The following is a 2,940-nucleotide window of genomic DNA, read 5'->3' as shown; positions in this document are numbered from 1 at the left end:
CCACACGCTGATGCACCACCAGTTCTTCACGGCCGAGGAACCGCGCTTTGCCGACCACAAGGACTGGCGCGTGACGATATTCCCGCCGTTCACGCTGGTGTTCTTCACGCTGACGACGCTGCCGTTCGCGCTGCTGGCCGGCGTGGTGGTCTCGGCCAACGTCGGCTGGCTCATCCTCGCCACGGCGATTGGAAGCTATGTCTTCTACGAGCTGCTGCACTTCCTCTGCCATGTGGACGACAACTGGTTCGTGCGCCACTGCCCGATCATCAACACCGCGCGCCGCCACCACACCGCGCACCACGACCCGAGCATCATGATGGAATACAACATGAGCATCGTGTTCCCGTTCTGGGACTGGGTGTACGGCACCTCCGATCTCGACCGCGGCCTGCTGGGCCACCTCTTCAACGGCTACAGCACCAAGTACGTCAAGAAGAACCTGCGCAAGACCGGCATGGCCCCGGCGCAGCGCCGGCAGGGCGCGCAGGACGGCCAGGCCTCGCTGAGCCACTCGTAGCCACAGCACACGCTCACGCGTCGAGGGGACAACGATGCCATTCGGAAAGAAACTGATGTTCTCCGTGCTGCTGCTGCTCGCGGGGGCGCTGGACTACTGGCTGGAGCTGCGCGCCGGCACGGCGGAGAACGTGCCGCACCTGATCGCGCTGACCGCCTTGCTGATGCTGGGCATTTGGTCGATGTCGGCGGTGGCGAAGAAGGACGGCGCCGCGCCGCAGGGGGGGCGACCGTGAGCGCTGCACCGACGCCCGGCGCGCGCGGCGTATACGCCGGCGAACGCACGATCGACGGCGTGGCCGTGAGCTTCGACGGCGAGCCGCTCGTCCGCCTGCTGGGGTGGCCGCCCGAAGCCGAACTGGACTTCGAGTGGGGCTACGAGGGCGAGTCGCCCACCCGGCTGGCGCACGCGCTGCTGCTGCACCACGGCCGTGACGACGCGCTGGCGCGCCGCCTGGAAGCGCCGCTGATGGCGCGCCTGGTGGCGCGGCTGTCCAACGAGTGGGAAGTCGAGGCCACCGAGCTCGAGCGGCTCGTCGGCGAGTTGCAGGCCGCCTCCGCAGCCACGGCCTGACGCCGCACCGAACGCGAGGGCCCCGTCATGCCGTCCACTGCGCGCGCGCAGCGCCGCGACGTTGTTGCCTGCGCCAACGGCGCCACCGCCGAGTTCGTGGCCGAAGGCCAGGGCCCGACATTGGTCCTGCTGCACGGCCTGCAAAGCAACCTGGCGGTCTGGGATGCCGTGTGTGCGCACCTGACCGGCTTCGAGTGCGTGCGGCTGAACTTCCCCGGCCGTGGCGGCTCCGCCGGGTGGCACGGCGCCCCGGAAGGTGCCGCCGCCTTCTACAGCCTGGCCGGCTTTGCCGACCTGCTGCATGCGCTGGTGCGGCAACTGGTGGACACGCGCGGCCAGACGGTCGGCATCGCCGGCTGGAGCATGGGGGCGATGGTCACGCTCGAGTACCTGCGGCGGCATGGCGCTGCGGACTTGCACTCGGTGGCGCTGTGTTCGGGCTTGTCGAAGGTGGCCGGCGTGGCCGACATCTTCCATGCCGACGACGATGCCTCGCTGCTGGCGGAGATCTCGCGGCGCTCGGAGAAGGCCGGGTTGACGGCCGCCGACCCGCAGGCGGTTCTGCACTGCTGGCGGTCGATGCAGCATTTCGACTGCCGGGGCGACCTGGCCCGCATCGACGTGCCGACGCTGGTCCTGCACGGCACCGACGACGCGGACTGTCCTTTCACCGACGCCATGCAAGTGGCCGAGCGCGTGCCGGGTGCGCGGCTGCGAGCGCTGCACGGCGCCGGGCATCTCGTGCTGTCGGAGCGGTCGGCGGAAGTGGCGCTTGCCCTGGCCACGCACGCCCGAGCAGCTGCCGCGGCGCGGTACGGCACGCGTGCCGTTTGAATTGGCTCATCGGCGGACGGGTGGGGAATGCGCGACCCGTCGGCCTTTCGTTCTACAAGCGCATTGCGGCATCTTAGGTTGAGGAGACTGTTGTGAGACTGGAAGGCAAGGTGGCATTGGTGACGGGCGGCGCCGGCGGAATCGGTTCGGCGATCTGCGAACTGTTCACCCGCGAAGGTGCCGTGGTGTATGTGTGCGACCTGCACGAGCAGGACGGCCGGGCGCTCGCAGAGCGCTACACGCAGCAGGGCAAGCAGGTGATCTACTGTGCGCTGGACGTGACCGACGAGGCGTCGTGGGCCGCGGTGCTCGAGCGCGTTGCCGCCGAGCAGGGCCGCCTGGACATCTTGGTCAACAACGCCGGCATCAGCGGCTCGGTGCCCGACCGCATGGACCTAGCCTACTTCGACAAGCAATGGCAGGTCAATGCGCGCGGCGTCTTCCTCGGCATGAAGCAGGCGCACGACCTGCTGGCCAAGGGGCGTGGCGCGTCGATCATCAACATGTCGTCGGTGCTGGGGCTGATCGCGCACGAGATCACGCACATGGGCTACAACGCGTCCAAGGGCGCGGTGCGCCTGATGTCCAAGGCCGCGGCGGTCCAGTTCGCCGACCAGGGCATCCGCGTCAACTCGGTCCATCCGGGCTGGATGAGCGCGATGCGCACCTCGGTCAGCAGCGCCGACCCCGAGCAGCGCAAGAAGCTCAATTCCGAGGTGCCGCTCAAGCGTTCGGGGACGGCCGAAGAGGCCGCTCAGGCGGTGCTGTTCCTGGCCAGCGACGAGGCTTCGTATGTGACCGGCTCGGAGCTCGTCGTCGACGGCGGGTTGTCGGCGCGCTAGCCGCGATCCCTGTTCCCCGCGGCGGTGCCGGCGCTGGTGCCGCCGCCGTTCCCCCGGCACCGCCCAAGTGCCACTGCCCGCCTGTGCAGCCGGCGGGACCTACTGCGGTTACCCACACATCACAAGGAGACAACATGACTCGACGCAGGCAACTGCTGCAGGCCGGTGCGC

At 69.0% G+C, this 2,940-nt stretch carries 5 protein-coding genes; all 5 read left to right on the top strand.

Translation table 11 applies throughout. The features are described from left to right. Positions 1-520, top strand: a 520-nt coding sequence (locus AB7U92_RS25030; RefSeq protein WP_428583238.1) for a sterol desaturase family protein, incomplete at its 5' end; no start/stop codon positions are given. Between the two features lie 55 nt (positions 521-575). Beyond that, a complete protein-coding gene (locus tag AB7U92_RS25025; RefSeq protein ID WP_428583236.1) occupies positions 576-755 on the top strand; it encodes a hypothetical protein in 180 nt (59 codons plus the stop codon). Beyond that, positions 752-1,093 (top strand): DUF6166 domain-containing protein, encoded by a 342-nt coding sequence (locus tag AB7U92_RS25020; RefSeq protein ID WP_428583234.1) that lies wholly within the window; start codon positions 752-754, stop codon positions 1,091-1,093. Before AB7U92_RS25025 ends, AB7U92_RS25020 begins: the two co-directional genes overlap by 4 nt. Before the next feature lie 27 nt (positions 1,094-1,120). After that, positions 1,121-1,927, top strand: a complete 807-nt coding sequence (locus AB7U92_RS25015) for an alpha/beta fold hydrolase (RefSeq protein WP_428583232.1) — start codon at positions 1,121-1,123, stop codon at positions 1,925-1,927. 92 nt (positions 1,928-2,019) lie between these two features. Next, positions 2,020-2,769 (top strand): SDR family NAD(P)-dependent oxidoreductase, encoded by a 750-nt coding sequence (locus AB7U92_RS25010; RefSeq protein ID WP_428583230.1) that lies wholly within the window; start codon positions 2,020-2,022, stop codon positions 2,767-2,769. Positions 2,770-2,940: the final 171 nt, after the last annotated feature.

Source organism: Piscinibacter sp. (assembly GCF_050175855.1).
GTDB lineage: Bacteria > Pseudomonadota > Gammaproteobacteria > Burkholderiales > Burkholderiaceae_C > Piscinibacter.
This window is presented reverse-complemented; position numbering and strand designations above follow the sequence as displayed.